Origin of the sequence: Halalkalibaculum sp. DA384 (assembly GCF_043951955.1) — a bacterium.
Classification (GTDB): Bacteria; Bacteroidota; Rhodothermia; order Balneolales; family Balneolaceae; genus JAMQKA01.
Genome location: NZ_JBINJE010000024.1, coordinates 1 through 19,820 on the forward strand (window position 1 = coordinate 1; position 19,820 = coordinate 19,820).

Sequence of the window (19,820 nt, forward strand, 5' to 3'; positions counted from 1 at the left end):
TTGTGAGGATACCCAAATTTGAGCTACCGGGTACTATCGCTGGATATCATAATATCATTGGCTTAAGCCGTAATTTGTTCTACTTCGTGAATAATCCGGGTTAAGTGATTTGAGGGTTCAATTGAATACTATTCCAACATAATGTCTTAAATGCAACTCCACCCGTGGTGATTACGCCATTCTTGCGGGTTGATTGCGACAGCGGGTTTTGGTTAATTGATAATAGTTTTACCGGAGCCAGTCACTGTTAATTAATGCCCAAACCGATGAAACACGTATCCATCCTCATCCCACGCGGTAATGCCAGTGTCGTAAACATCGGCGGTACGCACCAAATTCTGTCGATGGTGAACCAGACGTTGCAGCAGCTGGGACGGAAGCCGGTGTTCGATATCCACCTGGTGGGACTGGAGCAGGAGGTCCGCCAGTCGCCCGGTATCTTTTCGGTTACCCCCGACTGCCTGATGACGGAAGTTGGGGAAACAGACCTGATTATCATTCCGGCCATTTTTGATGATGTGCCTGCCGCCAAAAAGAAAAACCAGGAGTTTATCCCCTGGATTTTACACCAGTATAAAAACGGGGCGGAAGTGGCCAGCATGTGCGTGGCGGCTTTTTTCCTGGCCGAGACGGGCCTGCTGGATGGCAAAAAATGCTCCACCCACTGGATGCACGCCAACAGCTTTCGGAAATTGTACCCCGAAGTGGAGCTGGTGGATGAAAAGATCATGACAGAGGAGGACGGCATCTACACCAGCGGCGGAGCCTACGCTTTCCTGAATTTACTGATGTACCTGATCGAGAAGAATGCCGGCAGAGAGGTGGCGGTGCATATTTCCAAAGCATTTGCCATTGATATCGATCGCGAAAGCCAGTCGCCGTTTATCATGTTTGAAGGACAAAAAGATCACGCCGACGAGAAAATTAAATCGGCCCAGGAATACATCGAAGAAAATTACGAGCGAACAATCCGCGTGGATGAACTGGCCGATAAACTGGCACTGAGCCGCCGTACGCTGGAACGGCGATTCAAGCGGGCCACCTCCAATACGGTAACGGAATATGTCCAGCGCGTAAAAATTGAGGCGGCCAAAAAAGACCTGGAGCGAACCCGTAAAAATGTGACCGAAGTGATGTACGAGGTCGGCTATTCAGATACCAAGTCCTTTCGTAACCTGTTCCGCAGGATCACCGGCCTGACGCCGATCGAATACCGTGAGAAATACAACCGCGATGCCGTAGCCGTCTAAAAACCGACCTTTTTTTGGCATCCCCAGACAGATGACCTGCCGGCAATTGGTAAGGCTGAAAGGGTATTTTAGATGCCCGGTTTTCCCTCTATTGCCTTCAACTATCTCTCATTTAATACGGGGGATAGCAATCTTACCGGAACGAAAAGCCTCAACACAAAAAGCGGTTTTAACAGAAGAGATGTTTCTTTTGTCTTGATACAAAAGGAACCGAAAACTCAAGAAGAATTTAACTCCCCGGGCGGACCTCATCCCGTCCGCTGTTCAGATGAATCGCCTGCTCCTCATAAAACAGAAATTCTTCGGGTTTGGACATGGTGCAATACCCCGTTCATACGACCTACTCCTTCGAAATCCTTCATTCATAATCCCCCACTCCGCTGCATGCAGGAATGGCACGAGCGAGACGCCCGCGCCAGTATTAGAATTAAGTTCAATGGTTTTAGCACAGGCGCGGTTTCGTTATTTGCGGACTGGTTATTCGTTTTTTGAATTAAACCAATAACCTATCTCCGGCGGCGAATGTTGCGGTTTGTCTTCTTCGATGAAAAAATAAACAGGGAATCATGATTAAGAAGCCCCGAAAGGCAGATAGTTACCAACATTTTCATGAGATACTCTAAATGATCTGGATCCCTTTATTACCCGGCGGGCTCCATCTGCCGTTCCTTTTTACGGCGGCGATGTGCTTTTAGATATCGCTCATCTTCAGCATACGTCGTAGGATATACCGTGGGAACCGGCTGAGGATCCATATTTTCATCCACATTTACAAAGGTGAACACACAGGTATTGGAAAGCGCCTTGGTCACTTTATCCAGGCTGGTGCGCTCAATATCGATTTCAATGCTGATAGAAGTTTCACCCGTATATACGATGCGACTGGTAAAATCGAGTTTGTCGCCAATACGGATCGGCTGCAGAAAGTTGATCCGGTTCACGCGTACAAATACCGGCCGGTTTGGGGCGATCTCCTCAGCGTGCATCAACGCCAGCTCAAACGCCCGGCGGATGACGTAGCCCCCAAATATTTTCTTGGGTACGTTTTCATGATCCGGGTACATTCTTTCCATGCTGCTGCGAATAAGATCTCCGGCCAGGAGCCCGTCAAACCCCTCCTTTTCCTGCGCATGGTGCAGTTTACGCAGATGGTGGAACTCCTCTTTACTCGGCGGTTCTTCCAGCGCGTCAATCTGCCGGCGGTATGATTTGCGCCGTTCGATCGCTGCCTGGTATCGCTCTTTTTCCAGGTCGCATTCATATTCAAGCGGGGGGATGGGCAGGCTTTCGGCTTTTTCACCTTCTCCCGTACGCGCCACCATCGTAAAGTAACAGGCCGCCAGTGAGTGTTCCGCCTCCTTGTCCTGGTCAACCCTGATGCCGACCTCCATGGAGGTTCGCCCTACATAATTGATGCGAGCCCGCAGGTACACATCCCTGGTTATATCGCCCGGAACATGCAGGGCGATATCATCGACGGCAGCCGTCACCACACGTGCCCCGGGTTCAAACTGGTGGACATAGTCCAGCGCCACATCCTCGGCCAGCTTGTCGAGATGCTCCAGCAGTCGTCCCCAGCGCATATTGCCGGGAATCTGCCTGTCCACAATCATGAATTTACGACGCAGCTGACGGTCACTGCTAAACGGGAGAGTTCGCTCAATGGAGGTGTCTAAAGGACGCATAATCGGATAATTGAAAATGAAAACACGTTTCTAAATATAAAATAAAAGCGAACTGATGCCATCACGAATATTGTTTCATTTGCATCATATGTCAGTTCAACACAGTATATAAGACCATTTTGCCGTTTGCTACATCCCGGGTTCGTATTTTCGGCATAAATCAATGTCCCGCACTGTATTTCGAGGGAAATAAAATAATTTTCGTGAGAAGTGCAGGTTAGCCCGGATTTCTATACTCTTGCCCGCTGCACTCTCATTGGCTACATTGCAACTCCGCCTGCGGAAGATTGTTGAGTGATAATTGCCGTATTCCAGGCAAGCCCGCGATGGCTGCGACTTGCATCGAACTGAGTTTTTGTTACCCCAAACTGCTAGAAACCAGGAAAAATATTCAATGATGAAACGGAGTTTTCAAGAAATTTACGAGCAGCTTTACCAAATTTTGCGAAACTATGATTTCCCGGAAGAACGGGCCCGGCTTATCGCTCAAACGCACACCCAGTCTAGTTGCGACGGGGTCTATTCGCACGGACTCAACCGCTTCCCTTCCTTTATTGATTATGTGGAGCGCGGACTGATCGACGTTGCTGCCGAGCCGGAAAAAGTGGGCTCTTTCGGGGTCCTCGAGCGTTGGGATGGCAACCTGGCGCCCGGGGTCTCCAATGCTCATCACTGCATGGAGCGGGCGATGACGCTTGCCCGGGAACATACGATCGGCTGTGTGGCACTGCGCAACACCAATCACTGGATGCGCGGCGGTACCTACGGGTGGCAGGCGGCAGATGCCGGGAAAATAGCCCTGTGCTTCACAAATACGAAATCCAATATGCCGCCCTGGGGTGGCCGGGAAAACCGGATCGGAAATAACCCTTTCATCATTGCTATTCCAAGAGAAAAGGGTCATGTGGTGCTGGATATGGCCACCTCCCAATTTTCGCTGGGCAAAATGAATACCTACAAGCTCAACAATGAGTCGCTCCCGTTTGCCGGCGGCTGGGACAGGGAGGGAAATTTGACAAGAGATCCTGAAAAAATACTTGCCACGGGACATGCGCTGCCCGCGGGCTACTGGAAAGGATCAGCGCTGACAATCGTCTTGGACATGCTGGCTGCCCTGCTTTCTGATGGCAATCCAACACACAACATTGATGATGACGAGGAAATCGCCATTTCCCAGGTTTTTATCTGCATCGATCCCGAAAAGTTCGCTGATGGCAACTTGAAAAACCAGTTATTGGATGAAATTATTGACCATGTACATGATGTGCCTCCAATACAGGATGGAGAACGTACATATTATCCCGGGGAGCGGACCCTGGCAACGCGAAAGGAGCATCTGGAACATGGAATTCCGGTCAGTGAATCAGTGTGGAAAAAAATTATACAACTTTCATCTCAATCCGGTTAGGCCGACACTTTTTTCTGGCAGCAACAACGTACCTGGACTATGTCAAAGCCTTCTACAAAAATATTATTTAAAATCCTGGTGAATTATTCAGGTTGTAACCCATACACCTTTTTCTGAAAAATGAATAATATGGCTTGGTTTTACTTAATAATTGCTGGTTTGTTTGAAATAGTGTGGGCGGTAGGCCTGAAATATTCTGAGGGTTTTACCAGGCTCTATCCAAGCATTGGTACGGTCATCGCAATGGTGATCAGTTTTTATTTCCTGGCTCAAGGGTTAAAAGTTATTCCGGTGGGAACAGCGTACGCGGTATGGACAGGCATTGGAGCAGTGGGAACGGCGATACTGGGAATGATTTTGTTTGATGAATCCAGGGATCTGCTCAGAATCAGCTGTATCCTGCTTATAATCGCCGGGATAATAGGCCTGAAACTTGTTTCTCCCGATTAGGTAAATTTTGCAAAATCAGGTTATGCCAGACAAACCACGAGTTCCGTTGCATCCTCCCTGTGTCGAGGGACATTACTGCACGGTCGGTCTGCGGCTGGCAAAGCTATTTTATACAAACAGTATCCTACATTGACATAAGGGGACCGAAAAATTGCAAACGTTTTGGAAAATTAGTCAAATTCCTTGCATTTATTAAAAAAATTAAGACATCTACTTCATTGCTAGTCAATGAAGTAATATGGTTGTGAGGATGCCCTAATCTTACTATTGAATAGCTGATAACGCTGCATTTAACAATCATGAGGGGATACATATAAAGCATCCCCATATGATTGTTTTGATCGGTGTTAGAGTGATGAAAGTATCCCGTTCCATTTGAGCTCAACAAAGAAACTTCGCCCGGGATCGTTGAGTGGTAGTGTAGATCCCTGCAAGCTCCGGTTCAGGTGCTCGTGGTACGTCACGTCAAACAGGTTGTCTACGCCTGCCGAAAGCTGAATTCCGCGACCCAGTTGGGAACTCAGTTTGAAACTTGTCAACAGGTAACCGTCCGTCGGCTGCTCGTCGAACGATTCGGCCACACGGGTTTGCTCGGCCACTCCGCGGAGATGCAGTTGTGGAATCAACTTATTATTCAGGAAAGGGTAGTCCAGTTTGAGGTTTGCTTCATAAGCCGGAATCTGAGGCAGATCTTCATCAGCCGTTACATTGCGGCCAATGGTATAGGCGGTGGACAGGTTGTAACCCAATTTATTGCGCCCATTGTTTTGGAACGTCAGCTCAAATCCGTACAAGGCAGCCTGATCCACATTCACAAACTGCTTTACGCCCGGTGCCCCCATCTGTTTGGGATTCAAATCGGGACGAACGGCCGCGCTGATATAATCGGTCACGTAGCTGTAGAACAGTGAAGTCTCAATACTGATGACTTCGTTCGTATAGTTGAGCATCGCATCTACCTGGTGGTTGGCCTCGGAGTTCAACTGCGGATTGCCTACGTATTCATAGGGATCCATCCCGATGGCCAGGTAGTTGACAAAAAGCTCATCCATGCCGGGGTAGCGCTCCGATCGTCCAACCCAGAAGCCGGTCGTCCAGTTCGGATGCAGATCTTTGGTAAAGCCGGCGCTGGCACTCCATCCCAGGTGCTCCTGGTCGAGCGTTCCGAGGGACTGGGCAAAATACGTATCTGGATCGCCGGCATTGGAGTAGTAGTAGTCGAATCTGGAAGAGATCACCACGTTCCATTCGCTGATAATCGGCTGGTATTCCACCACACCGCCAAAACGATTGCGTTTTCCACCCTGCCAGACGTTATCGGTGACGGTCTGCCCGGCCATGGGACCCATGTTGAAATCGCGGGTGCGAAATCCCTCCATATACCTGAGCGTGGCGTCGGCGCCGAAGGTCCAGCTGCCCGATGTCCCCGGTAGCACATAGGAAATATCGTACCCGTAGGTTTCCGTGGCCAGGTCCGTAACCGCTTCGGTCATTTTTGACATCTCGCGATCCAGGTTATCCATAACGTGTGCAACGTACGAGCCAAAAACCGAGCTTTTAAAGCGTCCCCTGCCGAGATCAGCCTTGGTATAGGTAAGCGTGGCGTTGGTGATGTTGTCTTCCCGCATATCCATCATCAGCGCCGGGTATTCCACATCCCGCGCAAAATTCTGACTCAGTTTGGCTTTAAGGGTGTTGGCACTATTTAACTGGACCGATGTTTCCACCGAATATTCGGCATTCGACATCCCGGCGCTAACGCTGTTTCCGGAACCGTCCTCATAATTTTCAGTGGATGCAAAAGCCCCGTATATGTTGGTCGTCCATCGGCCGCCCTCTTTTTTGATGCCGCCCGCATAGCGCTGGCGGTCGATGTTGCTTTCGTAACCGGCGGTTACGTAACTCGAAATAGCAGGATTGCCGAAATGGTTCGCCTGCTGTGATTTGAAATTGATGATACCGCCAAACGAGGGCCCGTGCTTCAGGGCATAGGGCCCCTTAAGAATCTCAACTTCTTCGATCTGCTCCATCTGAATGTGTGTTGTTGGGGGATCCATCCGGTTGGGACAGGCACCCTGGGATTGCAGCAGGCCGTCCATCTCCACCATCAGCTGATTTTTTTGGAAACCGCGCAGTACGGGATCGACGCCAAAACCGCCGCCTTTGCGAATGCCTGAAATATTGGGCGAATCCTTGAGAAACTGTCCCGCATCGTGCGAAAGGTTAACGGTCGAGATGGCCTGCAAAAACTGGTCGGGCTGGGCGGAGGTTTTTCTTGCCAGCACCGTAACCGGGCTCAACGCCTCCCTGGATTTTCGCAAGTAGATTGTTGCTGTTCCATCTGCACCATCTCCCGCATTGAGTTCAACGGTTTCAGTTTTGTAGCCCACATAGGTAATGCGCAGGATTAACGTTTCGACATCTGCAGTAAAGCTGAATTCGCCGTTGGTATTCGTCGTTGTAGTTACACCGCCGTCCAACCAATGCACGTGGGCACCGGTTAACGGTGTACTGGTTGATCGGTCCAGCACTTTGCCTGTAAACGTGTGTTGAGCCCAGGCGTAACCCGGGAAAACAGTAAGGAGTAACAGTCCAATTGCCAAAGAAAGTATTTTTTGTGTTCGCATGATTCTAATATGGTTTCGTTCATCCGCATCACAATCGAGATATTGCTATTGCAATAGCGTTACCGCACAGTGATGCAGCGTGATTGATGAAATTTGATTGGAAAAAAGGAGATCATGCGGTTGGCCGGGGCGGATGGAAAATGTCTTCCGTAAAGATAAACGGCCGATGCTGCTTCATGCCGGGAAGGATGGAAGTCGGGGAAAAGGAGATCCCGCCAAAAGCCGAAACCAGCGGGGCTTTAATCTGAAATGGAGACGCTATACCCACTACTTCGTTCCCGTGATGGGTACACCCACAAATGGTGACGGTGTTGTCATGTTCTGTATTATCCGAGGAGTGGTGACTGCAATTGCAACGGTTAGTGCCATTCATCTCGCAGGTGGTCCCGTTATTGCTCGGTTTTTCGCATACCATAACCTCGCTGCCGGAATGGGATAACTGCTGTGTCAAAACCGGTGAGAGGCTTTGCAGCGACCAGGCCGAAAGGAATAAAATCAATACAGCCGGTGGTATGTTTTTAAGGGGAGTCAGCAAAACAAAGCACGTCTTATTCAGTTTTCGTTGCCGTGATGTTATGAAGACATCACATGGCTACATCTTGTCATCTCATTAATTAGGAGGCCCTGTAATAGATACAACTTATCACCAATCAAATAAATTTTACAAGAAAATCAAAAACCTCTAATTGCAATACCAAGGTAAATTTACAATATTGTGAGTAAACATTCACATACTAAATGGATTTGATTATGAAACATCAATTTTTGCTTCTTTGTGTGTTGGTGATATTTTTTTCAGTAGCGATGGTTGAGATCGGAAGTGATCCCGTGCAGGATGATACACAACCGATTACAACGATCATGCAGCGTTTGATGATGGATATGCAAACCATAGAGGTTGGTATCTGGAACGAGAATTACGAAACGATCTGGTCGGGTGCACACAATATTCTAAATCATCCCAAAATTCCGGCGGACCAGCGAACCGAAATTGCCGGTATTCTCGGCAAGCAAAAAATGAAAGCTTTTGCCGCGTTGGACATGCAGGTGCATAACCAGGCAGATTCTTTGGCAAAAGATGCACTGGCACAAAATATGAATGAAATTCTGAAACACTACAGTATTATCCAGCAGGGCTGCGTAAGCTGTCACTCGAATTTCAGAACAGAAATCATTGAAGGAAGATAAGTGGGCGATACCAAAAGAAAGGCAATATTGGAAACGGCTTTACAACTATTTGTGAAGCACGGTATAGATGCGACCTCAGTAAGGGCAATTGCGGAGGGGGCTGATACTGCAGAGGGAAATATATACCGCCATTTTAAAAGCAAGGGTGATCTTGCCCGGACCATCTTTTTGGACTGCGCCAACACGTTCCGAAGTACCTTGAAAAAAGCCGTCCGGGAACAATCCGGCCCGGAACAGAAGATTGAGATATTGGTTCGCGCCATGTTTGAATTTGCCTTTAAGCACTCGCGGGAGTTCTCCTATATACTCATTGCCAATCACCGCGAGGAGATCATTACCCGGGATATGCTGGCCAAACCCCTGCCAAAAGATGTGTTTGAGGAAGCGCTGCAGGAGGGGATGGAGCAACAGTTATTTCAGGTATCGGAGCCGACGATTGCCGTTGCCTGGATCGTGGGGATGGTACAGCGCAGCACCATTTTTATTCAGCGGAATATAACATCACTGGAGCCGGAGAACGTTATTGACGAGACGGTTAAAGCCGTTTTGCGGATGTTGAAATAATGCCGAATTTTCGTTGCCTATTGATCAATGGATAATAAATCTATTATCCATTCCACGTTCTTTTCTATTTCTTCGGGATCGGTATGAACTAAGGAGGTGCCGATTATGTCAAGATTTTTATCCGCTATTACAATGCACGGTTCGCCTCCAGAGATGCCAAATTGCTGAATAATCGAACCATTTTTGTCAATAACAACTGGATATGGTTCTCTTTTTAATTTACTCTTTTGGATGCTGTAAAATGGAAACGATGTTTGGTACGGCTCCACTATCAAAAGCGAAAAAGTTTGCTTGTTTTCGGATGTTATCTCCTTCATCCATATACGAATAATATTTATAATCTTTTTCCCTTTCGACGTTGATCCGGGTTTAGGTAAGAGAAAAAGGAAGAACCCTTCCTTCTGCATATTGGAAAGTGTAATCTTATCACCTTCAACGGTTTCAAAGGATTGTTTAGAAATATCGGTTAAAGGAATTGAGTCTATCGATAGTTGAGCAATGGCTGGCAAATTCAGTAATACCAGGAATCCGAATAGTACTATCCTCTTGTTAAATAAAATCATCACTGATGGTTAATTTCGTACCTGGTTAAAAAATATCCCCGGCTATCAACCGGAGATATCTATGTTGGGGATTGATTGGATTAGGGGGCATGGCAAAATTCTATTGGGAATCCGTTGCTGATTTTATGTCTCCCAGCCAGGATGTAAAATCATCAATCACGGTATAAAAGACGGGCACCACCACCATGGTAAGAATACTTGAGGCCGTAAGTCCGCCGATAATGACGATGGCCATGGGTGAAAACCGCTCGGCCCCCAGTGCCAGCTCCAGCGCCAGTGGCAACATACCGATCACCGTTGAGAAGGTGGTCATCATAATAGGACGAAACCGAACCGCAACCGATTTTTTTACAATCTCTTCCCGGCTTTCGCCCTTCATCTGGTGCAAAATAAAATCAATGAGAATGACCGAGTTGTTAACCGCTATACCAACCAACAAAATGAAGCCGATCAACACCGACATGGAGATCACCTTGCCGGCAATGATCAAGGCAATTGCAGCTCCCACCACGACAAGCGGTACGGCAAGCATAACCGTCAATGGATGAATAAACGAGCGGAATTGGGCCACCATCAGCAGGTAAACAGCAATGAGAGCCGCCAGCAGGGCGCCCAGCATTTGTGAACGCGACTCCTGGAGGTCGGAGTTTTCACCGGTTACCTGCAATTCATATCCATTGGGAACCTCCATTTCGGAGATGGATGATTCTATATCGGCAATGACGTGGCTGAATGCCCGGTCGTAGGTAAAGCCCAGCACGTCGGCCGTACGGATTAGGTTTTCACGCGTTATCAGGTTCGGGGCCAGCTGCACATCGGTTTTTGCCACGGATGACAATGGCAGCCCGGGCTTCAGTTTGGTCTGCAAGACATCATCCAACACCCTGCGATTGGTAGAATCATACCTGACCACAATATTGGGATCGGTGCCGTCAGGTGCATCTAATCTGCTTACCGGCACCCCATCTACGGCGGCAAATGTCTCCTGGGCGATATAGCCGGGTGTGAGATCATAAAAGGCCGTATTATAGCGATCAATGGTAAATTGTACTTCAGGTCGTTCCAGGGTCCACTGGCGATAAATATTAACAGCCCCCTCAACATTGCGTACCCGCTCGGCCACTTCCTTGGCCAGCCTGTTAAGCTGCTCCAAATCCGGTCCCGATATGCGCACGTCAATGGGAGCAGCAGTAGTGCTTTTAGCCGTTCCGCCCATCTCCTTTAGCACGGCTGTTCGAATTCCGGGAATGCGGTTTATTTTATCCCGCAACTGATGTTCGATATCCCAGATTGAGCGCTCCCGTTCTTTGCGAGAGACCAGTTCAACGGTAATAAAAGCCTGCTGTACACCCATGGCCCCGGCATCACCAAAGAATTTGGCATCGGGTTCAAACCCGATCTGAGACGTATAGTTAATCACATCGTTATCCTCTTTGAGTAGATCTTCGATGTCACAGACAATCGATTTTGTCTTATTAAACGAGCTGCCCGGTTCAGCCTCCACGGAGATAAAGAAGGAACCGGAGTCCAGCTTGGGCAGCACTTCCATCCCCCGCATAGCCAGCAGAGCCATGCTTCCGATAAATATGATCAGGGTACCGGTCAGCAGAATGGCGCGGTGTTTCAGCGACCAGTCGAGGAGTACCAGATAGCCATCCCGAATGTTATCCATCCCACGGTTAAAGGGTGCGATATATTTTTCAATCCATGATCCGATTTCCGAGTTGTTTCTTTCAAGAAGAAAAAACAACAGCGGGATCAGGGTAACGGCCATGAGGATGGAAGATCCGAAGGCAAAGATCATGGTGAGTGAGAGCGGACCAAAAACCTTGCCTACAAATCCCGTTAGAAACTGAAAGGGAATTAAGACAATGATGGTCGTAGCCACTCCCACAAGCACGGCGAAGAAAACCTCCCCGGTGCCATCAATAGCTGCTTGTTTGGCAGAAAGATTTTCCTCGTCGTAGTGGCGGCTGATATTTTCAATAACCACCACAGCGCCATCAACCACCATACCAACAGCCAGGATAATAGCCGAAAGCGTCACCAGGTCCAGCTCCATGCCGTTGAGTTTCATCAGGGCAAATGTAAGCAGGAAGCTCATGGGCATGGCGATACTTACAATAAAGGCGCGCCGGATGCTCTCCAGGAATCCAAATATGATGAACGATGCCAGGAACAGCGCAAGGGCTATGGACGTAGCCATATTTCCGGTGACCTGCTCGGTGAAGGATCCCTCTTCGGTAGCAACTTCAAACGTTAAGCCGGGATACTGCTGTCGAAGACTGGGAAGCTCGCCCGTAACGCGACTTACCACCTCCACGGTATTGGCATCATCCTGCTGGAGTACCTGCAGGGCTACAACCTCAGTTCCGTTTACCATGAATGCACTTTGCGGATCGGCCACACCGTCTTCCACTTCTGCGATATCGCCGATCAGCAGCCGCTGGTTGTGTTCATTTTTTATGGGTATACCTCTAATCTCTTCAGCAGTAGTCAGTGATTCGTCAAAACGCAGCAGCACCTCGCGCCGGTTGTTTTCAATACTGCCCAGCGGCCTGGAGATGTTGGCCGACTGTACAGACCGGCTGATGGTACCCAGCGTAAGATTGGCCGCTTCCATACGATCGCGGTTGATGGAAATGTTGATCTGCCGGCGGTACCCGCCGAATATGTCCACTGAGGCAACGCCCCTGAGGCGCTGCAGGATGGGGGCAATTTCGTCGTCGGCAATTTGACGCACCTTCCTCAAGTTACCGTCATTTGAACTGATACCGAGCGTAATTACCGGCTTATCACTCGAGCTGATTTTTAATATACGCGGCTCGCTGACGGATTCCGGAAGCCTGCCGCTGAAACGGCTTACCGCATTTTGCACATCCACGGCCGCCAGGTCCACGCTTACATCATATTGAAATTCCGCTGTAACAACGGACAATCCGTCTTGCGATTTGGAGGTTACTTTTGCGATCCCGTCAAGGGCTGACACTTCCTCTTCCAAATCTTCAGATACCTTTTCAGCAACATCAAGCGCAGTGGCACCGGGATACTGGGTAATAATGGTAACCACCGGGGGGGAGGTCTCCGGGAACAGCGAGATGGGTAGCGTAAGATATGATTGCGCACCAAACACCAGGATGGCCAGTGACAGCGCGTAAATAGTGTACCTGTTTTGTATTGAAAATCCTGCCCAGTTCATAAAATATGGTGATCGTAATTTTAATTAATAGACGTGAGTTTACGGGCAATTTCCACCCGGTCGCCGGGCTTTACATTACTGACGCCGGAGCTGATAATTCTATCAGTTGGGGATACATTACCTTTTACCTGTCGATATTCCCCGAGCTGGATGCCGAGTTCTACCGGTAGGGCCTCCGCTTCCATTTGATTGTTTACCTTGAACAGGCGTGGGGTATCCCCTCGTAAATCGACAGAGGATACCGGCACCAGCAAGGCATCTTCCTGCCTGTTGACTTCAAAAGTCAGGGAAATGCCCGCCCCGGGTGGTCGGCCGGCAAGAGCAGAATCAGGGAAGGAGGTAAACACACGAACACTCCGGAACGGCGGTTTGGCCTGGTAATCTATTCGCTCCACCCTTCCGGTCACCATTTTATTTTGCAATTCTGCCGAAACCGGGGTTCCCTCTTTAATACCTTTCCGGAGGTCCTGCTCCAATACATCAGCATATATTACTGGTTGCCCCTGGTGGAAAAAGAAGACCGGCTGGCTGGGCCCGATGTTACTGCCTTCCCGGATCATAATTGATCCAATCCTGCCATTGGCGGGAGCCTCAAGCTGGGTTTGTGCAATTCTTTCTTGGATTTCATCCAACGCCGCCTCTGCAGCATAATAACCACTCAGGACCTGTTCATAGTTGAAGGCGGTTTTATTGAATGCCGTTTGTGAAATGGCCCCCTCTTCATAGAGCGTGCTGTCGGTGGTAACTTCACGTTCCCAAAAAACTTTTGATGATTGTGCCTTCCTGAACTCGCTTTTTGCGCGCCTGCGCCGGGCGTCCAGTTCGGGAACCGAAACGGCAGCCAGCAGCATCCCCTGTTTGACGGCTTCACCTTCTTCAACGTTGATTTCGTTGAGCGTCCCACCTGTGCGGAAGGAAAGGGTTCCGTCTTTGGTCCCAGCGACCGTCCCCAAATACGGCAGGTGATCGGCAACGGTTTTCACCGTTGGCCGGGTGACCTCAACGGCTACACCGCCATTCTGTTGAGTCAAATTTGTGTCTCGGGCCGCTGCGGATTCACTGTTATCGGTAAACCATAAAATGGTAACAGTGCCCAGTAGAGCTATTATAAAGACGGTCAAGATATCTTTTTTATTCATGTTCATAACTGTTCACCTTCTGCCATTTTTATCGCTATTTCCCTGGTTAGTTGTCCTGTTAAAACGGCTGTGTTAAGATTGAGCATCCTAAGCTGCGCGCGCCTGGCAATAAGTTCTGCCCGTACGCTGTTTAATTTGGATTCCGTGGTCAGCAGGTCGGTTAGCGTGGTTCTGCCTTTCCGATAAGAACTGAACTCCACGCGATAGGTTTCTTCCAGGTACGTTACCCGGGTTTCCGTTGCCTGTATTCTTTCCTGCGTTTCGAATTGAGCATTTATCAATTTGTTTAGCTGCTGTCGATACTGTTGACGGGCCTGTTCCAGCCTGATCTCCTGTGATCTGGCTTCACTCTTTTTTACCTGGTTGTTGACAATTTTCTTACCGGCAAAAAGCGGAATGTTCAACCGGATGCCCACCATCCACTGGTCATCTATTTCCAAGTCGGCGCCCGACCGGAGCTGTTCGGCTGCAAAGAGATTGAACTGGGGTAAAAAGGCACGATATGATGCCTTAACCTCAAATTGTGCAGCCTGTTTTTTCTCTCGTGCAGCCATAACGGATGGGGCCTGCTCGGCATGGGCGCGATCCGGATTAAACAGAAAATCATTCTCAAATTTCAGTGGAACTACTTCCTCCAAGACCAATGGATCCTGCAGGGCCAAATTGTCTGAGAGTGTCTCCAAAATTTGGTCAATATTATTGTTGGTTGCTGTTACTGACGTCTTAGCATCTACAATGGTGTCCTCAATTTTCAGAAGGTCAACGTTGGCTATCCGACCCTCGCGGTATAGCGACTCTAATTGCTCTTTGCTCTTTTTTAAAGCTTCAAGCCGTCCTTGCTGCACCCGCCTGAGCTCCCTGAGCTGCTGCAGCTGAACAAAAGCCGACACGGTCGATTCAATGGTTTCCATTTTGGCCAGTTCATACTTCACATTGGCTGCATCGGCCAGCGCTTTTGCTTTTTGCCTGATAGCTCGACTTTCACCGAAATCAAAAATCTCCCAGTCGGCCTGAATGTTGGCCTCATATAATTGGTCGTCCAGCGGGGGAAAAGCTCCCTGCCGGCGAATGGGAGTTACAATTTGGGGAAATTGTGAGCGGGTATATGACAGACTGCTGTTTATTTTGGGAATATAGTCGGAAGACAAAAGTCCACTGCCCGCTTCAGCTGCTTCTTTTTCAGCCTCGGCAATGCGGGTGGTAGTGGCATGTTCCAGCGCCCGATCAATCGCTTCCGGCAGGGTAACCGTCTCGGTTTGAGCGAAAGCTGGCCATGCAAGTCCGCCGATCAGATAACTGCCAATAAGGAGGTTGCGTAACAATTTCATGCTGTTGATTTATAAGTGAACGTTCACTCACAATATAAGCTTCAATTCTTTGACAGTCAATATTCAAAGGTCCCCAATATTAAGTAGGGCATGTTTAAAAAATCACTGGTGGGGATTAGTTATTGGTTATTAGGAATTCGTTGTAGGTTCAACAAATAACGGATAACCAATCCACAAATAGCTAAACTTCGGCTGCGCTATATTTTGCCGGACGACTCACGAATCGCAAGAGCGGATGGGGGATTAGGGATGAAGGATTTTAGATTTTGGGAGAGGGATGGAGAACGCGGGTCAATCTCCCTAAATACTTCTTCTCCAGAGGGACTTGGGGGGTAGCTCATTTTTACCAACGAGTTCCTCTGGAGAAGGAGGATTGACCTTCAATTTCTTTTGGTGTTAACATGATTACCGTATGCATCTTCTTGTTGTTGTTGAGCCTTTTTTAGGCAGCCTCACGGAAATATCCCGTTCTTATGTCAAACTTAGTTTAGTGACCTTTCCCCGCCTAGATCTTTTTCATACCTTTGGGATCAAGTCAAAATGAACACCTCTGCTCAGTATTGAGGCTTTTAGGTCCAGTATGGTTGCTATCCCCCGCTTTAATGCAACGTAGTTAAAGGCAATAGCGAAAGACCGTGCATCTAAATTACCCTTTCAGCCTTACCAATTGCCGGCAGGCCAGGACCTGGCATCTGTCTGGGGATTCCTTATTTATTTTTGTGCCAAATAGCTTCACAACAAGTCGCTCAAGCGCGTTCAGTTAATTGCTATTTCAGCTGCAAATATAAACGGTTGTTGCCACTTTCCGGGTATTGGGCTTTGACAGGCGGTGTATCTTGGGATAAAGAAATATCGCTCGTCTTTTTCAGCAATTCCTCCAGCACCACCCGCAATTCCATTCGTGCCAGCGGTGCGGCCGGGCATGCGTGAATACCCGCTCCAAATAACAGGTTTTGTTCCTGATTCCGCTCTGGGTTAAATGCCTCGGCCTCCTCAAACGCCTGACCATCCCGGTTGGCAGCCACCCAGTTTGTCGTTATCGTCTCCCCGGCCTCAATCCTGCGCCCACTTATGTTCACCGGACATCTGGTTTTACGACGGTTTGTTACCAGCGGGCCGTAAAGCCGCAATATCTCCTCGATCGCATCTTCCAAGCGTATGGTCTCTGCCCGAAGCTTGGACTGAACGTCACCGCGGGCAGCTATAAAATGGACCAATATACCGATGGCGTTGGTGATAGTCCCCACCTCTCCCATCGTCCAGTTCCGCAGAATACTGATGATCTCTTCATCGGTCAGCCGCTGACCGTTTACCTTTTGATGCAGAAGATGAGCGGTGATATTCTGGTCTGGGTCGGCTTCCCGTATCGTGCTCAACAGCTCTTTCATATGCCGCTGGAACCGTCGGGCGACCCTTTTAATTGCCGGGCGATCCCGGTTGCGGATCGCCCGGATATTGTTGATCGTCCACTCCCGGAGGGTTTGATGCATCTCCTTGGGCCAACTCATAAATGCACACTGTACCCGCACCGCGAATGTCCGGGCAAACCGGTCGATGAACTCCACCTCTCCACAACCGGTGATTTGATCCACAAGATCGGAAGCGACACCTCGGCATTTGGGCTCAAATTCCGCAATCCGGTCATCTTCGAAATAGACCTCAACCAGCTTCCGGTATTGGGTGTGCTCCGGCGGATCCATTCCGTTCGGCACCGATGTATGTGAGGACACGTTATTACTGAATGTCTCACTATCGTGCAGTATATCCATTATATCGGCGTGCCTGAATACCGACCAGCCCCATGAAGCACTGTAGGCCACCGGGCAGTGTTCACGCATCTCGTCATAGGCTGAACGCTGATCCCGCTGTACGTTGACGGAAAAAGGGTCCCAATTCGACCCGTTTCTATTACTCATAAAGATACCTGCTTCGTTAATTTCAGTTACTGCTCCCCCAGGGGGTTTTTTTAGAATAAGGATGCCTGCGTCGAGTTCTTGTTGGATACCCCGTATTGGGTTTTGGTTGGGACGTAGCATGCTACGTCCGTACTGATATTTGATTTCGAAAATTCATATTTAATTCTGGTCAGGAAATCTGCAGCATCCGTTCTATCGGCTTTTTGGCCCGTTCGGCCAGGGCATCCGGCACGCGGACCTCATACTGCTCATGTTTGAGCGCCCGGTGCACCTTTTCGAGGGTGATCATCTTCATAAACTCGCAGACCGACTCCTCGTTGGCCGGGTAGAACTTTTTCCCGGGATTCTCCTTCTCCATGCGGTAGAGGATGCCGGTTTCGGTGGCTACCACAAATTCCTCCGCCTCCGATTCAGCCACGTGCTCCAGCATGCCGCCGGTAGAGTGGATATGGGCGTCGTTGCAGTCAAAATACATGGAGGAACGCATCATGCAGGAGGTGGAGCAGCCGCACTCGGGATGGATCAATACCTCCGCATCGGGGTGCTCTTTTTGCACCTCAGCCAGGTTCAGCTCCCCGATCTTCTCATGCACGTGGCACACGCCGTCCCAGATATTCAGGTCGCGGCCGGTCTGCATCTCGATATAGGTGCCCAGGAACTTGTCTGGCAGAAACAGGATTTCCCGGTCTTCGGGGATCGATTCCACCACCTGCACTGCATTGGAGGATGTGCAACAGTAGTCGCTCTCCGCCTTTACCTCCGCGGTGGTATTAACATAGGAAACCACCACCGCGCCGGGATGTTCCGCCTTCCACGCCCGCAGCTGGTCGGCGGTAATGGTCTCGGCCAGCGAGCAGCCGGCCTCCGGATCCGGTATCAACACCTTTTTGTCGCGCGATATCATCGAGGCGGTCTCGGCCATAAAGTGCACCCCGCAGAACACGATCATCTCCGCATCGGTGCGGTCGGCCTGCCGGGCCAGTCCCAGCGAGCTGCCGATAAAGTCGGCCACCTCCTGCACCTCCGGCACCTGGTAATTATGGGCCAGGATCAGGGCCTTCTTTTCTCGTTTCAGTTTGCCTATCTCTTCTGCTATCTCTGTGTCGACCGTCGTTTTCATAACAATTCTTGCTTGTGATCTCGATTACAAGTGAAGCGGGGGCAACATACATTGTAAATGCCTCGCACCACTGGTTTAGTCATTTGACTTTTCTGAACTCAACAAACCTGTGCGTACTGCGATTAAACCATGTTATAAAGCCGTTAAAAGAAGTGCAGGATGCCACTTTCTATTTGGGACCTCCATCTACAACACAGGCTGTGATTTTACAACAGGGAACTACTCCGATTTTTTCGTGATTTTCACTTTCCACTCCCCGGGCATGGCCAGCAGGTATTCCCACTCAAACGGATCATCGCTTTCCGCCTCCATCTGGTAATACAGCGGCTTGGGATCGTGATCGTTGGTAAACACAAACGCCTCTCCGGGATTCAGCTCCTCAAACGCATCAAAGATCATATCGTGGCGTTTGGCCGGCGGGTGGGGACGGACATCAAATTTGTTGACAATCGAAACATCCTCGGCCGTTACATCACTCTCCTCCTTTTTCGTGATATGGATTATGTATTCTCCGGCCTCCTGCTTCTTATACGTCCAGTCGTGCTCGCCCTCAAATTTGTTGCCGAAAATCCTGCGAATCTCTTCCGGATCTTCTTCCGCAACAAGCTCCATCGTATCTCCTTTCAACATCATGCCGTAACGATGAAATACCACGTACTTCCAGTCCTTTTTATCGGCTTTGCGGAGATCCATCAAAGTGGAAATTTCCCTGAATTCCCGCCCTTTTGAGGCTTCGGTCCTTGTAACTCTGACCTTCCACTCCTGCCCTCCGCGCTGCATGTATTCCCATCCCACTACATTCCCGTAAATTGACCGGAATTCATAATACAGCGGTTTGGGATCATGATCGTTGATAAAAGTAAAGCTTTCGCCCACGGGCAGCTCCTTGAAAAGCTGCAACAGTTTTTCATGACGTTTAACGGGGATAAGATTGCGTACATCCAGTTCTTCTGTTTCGCTAATTGAGTTATTCATAAGATGTATTTAAAAGATTTAATACTACTTAGTCCTATTTTAATTAAAATACAATAGTCAAACCTTCACGGTACTTTTTGAAGAAGTTCGGTTAATGGTGAGAGCCGGTATTTTCCTGGTCTCGCAATTCCACCACAAAAGTAATTTTGTCCCCTTCCGTGTTTACGTTGGGCGTATTCAGATCTTTGACCGTACAGGTGAAATTACCCCCGAGGTAATCATCGATCTTCTCCTTTATGAGATGTTCCAGCTGATCGGCAGAAAGAGTTTTTAAGTATTCACTCATAATACTACTGTTTAATTTTCTGTTTAGATCAACTCAGGATAAGAAAGCCGGCATCAATTTCTCAATTGCGGTAGCTTTCCAACAAATATCCAATAACTACACCAGCCAGGATTGTACAATCA

16 protein-coding genes are annotated in these 19,820 nt (G+C 49.0%); 5 read left to right on the forward strand and 11 right to left on the reverse strand.

Annotated elements, in window-relative coordinates; translation table 11 throughout:
• Positions 1–266: 266 nt before the first annotated feature.
• Complete coding sequence (locus ACG2E4_RS13200; protein ID WP_395262463.1) at positions 267–1,250, forward strand: GlxA family transcriptional regulator; 984 nt, start codon at positions 267–269, stop codon at positions 1,248–1,250.
• 641 nt (positions 1,251–1,891) lie between these two features.
• On the opposite strand, the gene ACG2E4_RS13205 is transcribed toward ACG2E4_RS13200, so the two are convergent.
• Complete coding sequence (locus ACG2E4_RS13205; protein WP_395276850.1) at positions 1,892–2,935, reverse strand: hotdog domain-containing protein; 1,044 nt, start codon at positions 2,933–2,935, stop codon at positions 1,892–1,894.
• Between the two features lie 394 nt (positions 2,936–3,329).
• Here ACG2E4_RS13205 and yiaK point away from each other — a divergent pair, with 394 nt between their 5' ends.
• Positions 3,330–4,343: a 3-dehydro-L-gulonate 2-dehydrogenase gene (gene yiaK, locus ACG2E4_RS13210; protein WP_395276851.1), complete on the forward strand. Its 1,014-nt coding sequence runs from the start codon at positions 3,330–3,332 to the stop codon at positions 4,341–4,343.
• Positions 4,344–4,472: 129 nt separating this feature from the next.
• Positions 4,473–4,793, forward strand: coding sequence for a quaternary ammonium compound efflux SMR transporter SugE (sugE, locus tag ACG2E4_RS13215; protein WP_395262466.1), 321 nt, complete (start codon positions 4,473–4,475; stop codon positions 4,791–4,793).
• 347 nt (positions 4,794–5,140) lie between these two features.
• On the opposite strand, the gene ACG2E4_RS13220 is transcribed toward sugE, so the two are convergent.
• Positions 5,141–7,420: a TonB-dependent receptor gene (locus ACG2E4_RS13220; RefSeq protein ID WP_395276852.1), complete on the reverse strand. Its 2,280-nt coding sequence runs from the start codon at positions 7,418–7,420 to the stop codon at positions 5,141–5,143.
• A gap of 112 nt (positions 7,421–7,532) precedes the next feature.
• On the reverse strand, positions 7,533–7,919 hold the full coding sequence (locus ACG2E4_RS13225; protein WP_395276853.1) for a hypothetical protein: 387 nt from the start codon (positions 7,917–7,919) through the stop codon (positions 7,533–7,535).
• Positions 7,920–8,170: 251 nt separating this feature from the next.
• Between ACG2E4_RS13225 and ACG2E4_RS13230 the strand changes: the two genes are divergently transcribed.
• Together ACG2E4_RS13230 and ACG2E4_RS13235 are read left to right on the forward strand one after the other, a co-directional pair.
• A complete protein-coding gene (locus tag ACG2E4_RS13230; protein WP_395276854.1) occupies positions 8,171–8,608 on the forward strand; it encodes a hypothetical protein in 438 nt (145 codons plus the stop codon).
• Positions 8,609–9,172, forward strand: coding sequence for a TetR/AcrR family transcriptional regulator (locus ACG2E4_RS13235; RefSeq protein WP_395276855.1), 564 nt, complete (start codon positions 8,609–8,611; stop codon positions 9,170–9,172). It begins immediately after the preceding gene.
• 17 nt (positions 9,173–9,189) lie between these two features.
• Here ACG2E4_RS13235 and ACG2E4_RS13240 read toward each other — a convergent pair whose 3' ends face one another.
• The 8 genes from ACG2E4_RS13240 to ACG2E4_RS13275 form a co-directional block, all read right to left on the reverse strand.
• On the reverse strand, positions 9,190–9,735 hold the full coding sequence (locus tag ACG2E4_RS13240) for a hypothetical protein (protein WP_395276856.1): 546 nt from the start codon (positions 9,733–9,735) through the stop codon (positions 9,190–9,192).
• A 100-nt stretch (positions 9,736–9,835) separates the two neighbouring features.
• Positions 9,836–12,934: an efflux RND transporter permease subunit gene (locus tag ACG2E4_RS13245; protein WP_395276857.1), complete on the reverse strand. Its 3,099-nt coding sequence runs from the start codon at positions 12,932–12,934 to the stop codon at positions 9,836–9,838.
• 20 nt (positions 12,935–12,954) lie between these two features.
• Positions 12,955–14,073, reverse strand: coding sequence for an efflux RND transporter periplasmic adaptor subunit (locus tag ACG2E4_RS13250; protein WP_395276858.1), 1,119 nt, complete (start codon positions 14,071–14,073; stop codon positions 12,955–12,957).
• 2 nt (positions 14,074–14,075) lie between these two features.
• Positions 14,076–15,401 carry a TolC family protein gene (locus tag ACG2E4_RS13255; protein ID WP_395276859.1) on the reverse strand — a complete coding sequence of 442 codons (1,326 nt, stop codon included), beginning with the start codon at positions 15,399–15,401 and terminating at the stop codon, positions 14,076–14,078.
• A 767-nt stretch (positions 15,402–16,168) separates the two neighbouring features.
• The gene (locus ACG2E4_RS13260) at positions 16,169–17,317 is read right to left on the reverse strand and encodes a cytochrome P450 (RefSeq protein WP_395276860.1); all 1,149 of its coding nucleotides are present in this window, start codon (positions 17,315–17,317) and stop codon (positions 16,169–16,171) included.
• A 169-nt stretch (positions 17,318–17,486) separates the two neighbouring features.
• On the reverse strand, positions 17,487–18,437 hold the full coding sequence (gene nadA / locus ACG2E4_RS13265) for a quinolinate synthase NadA (protein WP_395261813.1): 951 nt from the start codon (positions 18,435–18,437) through the stop codon (positions 17,487–17,489).
• Positions 18,438–18,656: 219 nt separating this feature from the next.
• Positions 18,657–19,412, reverse strand: a complete 756-nt coding sequence (locus ACG2E4_RS13270) for a DUF2249 domain-containing protein (RefSeq protein WP_395276861.1) — start codon at positions 19,410–19,412, stop codon at positions 18,657–18,659.
• 91 nt (positions 19,413–19,503) lie between these two features.
• The gene (locus ACG2E4_RS13275; protein WP_395261815.1) at positions 19,504–19,698 is read right to left on the reverse strand and encodes a hypothetical protein; all 195 of its coding nucleotides are present in this window, start codon (positions 19,696–19,698) and stop codon (positions 19,504–19,506) included.
• Positions 19,699–19,820 lie beyond the last annotated feature (122 nt).

Coding starts and splice junctions, on each gene's coding strand:
- ACG2E4_RS13200 (WP_395262463.1), top strand. CDS start 267: ATGAAACACGTATCCATCCTCATCCCACGCGGTAATGCCAGTGTCGTA.
- ACG2E4_RS13205 (WP_395276850.1), bottom strand. CDS start 2,935: ATGCGTCCTTTAGACACCTCCATTGAGCGAACTCTCCCGTTTAGCAGT.
- yiaK (WP_395276851.1), top strand. CDS start 3,330: ATGATGAAACGGAGTTTTCAAGAAATTTACGAGCAGCTTTACCAAATT.
- sugE (WP_395262466.1), top strand. CDS start 4,473: ATGGCTTGGTTTTACTTAATAATTGCTGGTTTGTTTGAAATAGTGTGG.
- ACG2E4_RS13220 (WP_395276852.1), bottom strand. CDS start 7,420: ATGCGAACACAAAAAATACTTTCTTTGGCAATTGGACTGTTACTCCTT.
- ACG2E4_RS13230 (WP_395276854.1), top strand. CDS start 8,171: ATGAAACATCAATTTTTGCTTCTTTGTGTGTTGGTGATATTTTTTTCA.
- ACG2E4_RS13240 (WP_395276856.1), bottom strand. CDS start 9,735: ATGATTTTATTTAACAAGAGGATAGTACTATTCGGATTCCTGGTATTA.
- ACG2E4_RS13245 (WP_395276857.1), bottom strand. CDS start 12,934: ATGAACTGGGCAGGATTTTCAATACAAAACAGGTACACTATTTACGCG.
- ACG2E4_RS13250 (WP_395276858.1), bottom strand. CDS start 14,073: ATGAATAAAAAAGATATCTTGACCGTCTTTATAATAGCTCTACTGGGC.
- ACG2E4_RS13255 (WP_395276859.1), bottom strand. CDS start 15,401: ATGAAATTGTTACGCAACCTCCTTATTGGCAGTTATCTGATCGGCGGA.
- ACG2E4_RS13260 (WP_395276860.1), bottom strand. CDS start 17,317: ATGAGTAATAGAAACGGGTCGAATTGGGACCCTTTTTCCGTCAACGTA.
- nadA (WP_395261813.1), bottom strand. CDS start 18,437: ATGAAAACGACGGTCGACACAGAGATAGCAGAAGAGATAGGCAAACTG.
- ACG2E4_RS13270 (WP_395276861.1), bottom strand. CDS start 19,412: ATGAATAACTCAATTAGCGAAACAGAAGAACTGGATGTACGCAATCTT.
- ACG2E4_RS13275 (WP_395261815.1), bottom strand. CDS start 19,698: ATGAGTGAATACTTAAAAACTCTTTCTGCCGATCAGCTGGAACATCTC.